Raw genomic sequence first — 1402 nt, 5'->3', positions numbered from 1 at the left:
TGCGGACCTTGTGTCCCTTGTTTTGCAGATAGGGAACGGCATGGCGGCCGGCCTTGCCGCTTCCACCGGTAACTACGATCCGCTTGCTCATTTGACTGTCCGCTTCTTCTGCAACGACGCCCCACGTTGAAGCCAGGCGTATGAAGGTTCGAAAGAAGCGGTACAATGCCGGATAGCGATGAATCAATGGATCGGAAATCACTGAACCGATGAGCAGCGTTCACAGCACTGGCGGTTCGCGGTCCCTACCGGCTACCACTCTGGCCTCATCTAACCACTGCTGCTGTGCCAAATACGCCAGGTCCCCATTTGAGGAATCGCTAACTAAGTCGAGATTCTTGAGCAAGTGTTAATAGCCGGCGCGGAACGAAACTGTCGATTACATCGACAGGCCTGCTCAGGCGATCGCGGCGGTCGTCGGGACGAATGCAATGAAGTGTGATCCCATCTGACGTCTGTACTCCCGCGTGCCGGCCATGGGTTGACGTGGTGGACCACCGAACCCGAAAGGTTTTCACTCGATCCGATCACTCAAGCTGGACACCTGAGTGACCTAACAACGGTGGTTCGGATATATTCAAACAATGAACTGTACTCAGTGATCCATTGACCACCAGCCTATTGCTTCACCGAATAACTCAATTATCGATACGCTGTGTGATGCGCCAGTATCCTGAGCGGAAGGCTTCGACGCCGGTATCAGGTACAGCGGCACCATCCCGGAAGACATGATCGCAGTTCCTCTCACTCCTCCTTTGAAATGGGTCGCTGTCGCTACCCCTGATTATCTCAGGAACCATGGTCGCCCTGTGATGCCGGAGGACCTCAATTCCCACCACTGCATCCGGATACGAACGGGCCGCGGACAGATCTACAAGTGGGAATTCGAACGCGGCGATGATCGGCGCGAAATCGACGCTCCCGGAACTCTGATTTCCGGCGAAACCGATCTCGCCATCAATGCAGCCCTGGAAGGCGTCGGGGTGTCCTATTGCCTCGAAAGACTCGCAAGCCCCTACGTCTCCGCAGGGCGCCTGGAAGTCATTCTTCCAAAGTGGGCGTCCATAGGCCCGCCGCTTTCCATGTACTATTCCAGCAGACGGCAGCTCCCCTTCGGCGTCGAGGCCTTGATCAAGATCGTTCGCAACCTCAACGGATTCTAGGGCTATTCCCAATCGATGAACCAAGCTCATCGGTTCAGTGATTTCCAATCTATTGATTCATCGCTTTCCGGCGTTGTACCGCTTCTTTCGAACCTTCATACGCCTGGCTTCAACGTGGGGCGTCGTTGCAGAAGAAGCGGACAATCAAATGAGCAAGCGGATCGTAGTTACCGGTGGAAGCGGCAAGGCCGGCCGCCATGCCGTTCCCTATCTGCAAAACAAGGGACACAAGGTCCGCA

Annotated in this window: 3 pseudogenes; 2 read left to right on the top strand and 1 reads right to left on the bottom strand. The window is 55.3% G+C overall.

Annotation, left to right across the window (positions count from 1 at the left end):
- Window positions 1-91, bottom strand: a pseudogene (locus FHT71_RS32095) (NAD(P)-dependent oxidoreductase); the annotation flags it as partial.
- Window positions 92-692: 601 nt separating this feature from the next.
- Here FHT71_RS32095 and FHT71_RS31150 point away from each other — a divergent pair.
- Window positions 693-1163, top strand: a pseudogene (locus tag FHT71_RS31150) (LysR substrate-binding domain-containing protein); the annotation flags it as partial.
- 148 nt (window positions 1164-1311) lie between these two features.
- Window positions 1312-1402: pseudogene (locus FHT71_RS32090) on the top strand (NAD(P)-dependent oxidoreductase); the annotation flags it as partial.

This window comes from Rhizobium sp. BK060, assembly GCF_014193145.1.
In the GTDB taxonomy this organism is placed as follows: Bacteria; Pseudomonadota; Alphaproteobacteria; order Rhizobiales; family Rhizobiaceae; genus Rhizobium.
This window is presented reverse-complemented; position numbering and strand designations above follow the sequence as displayed.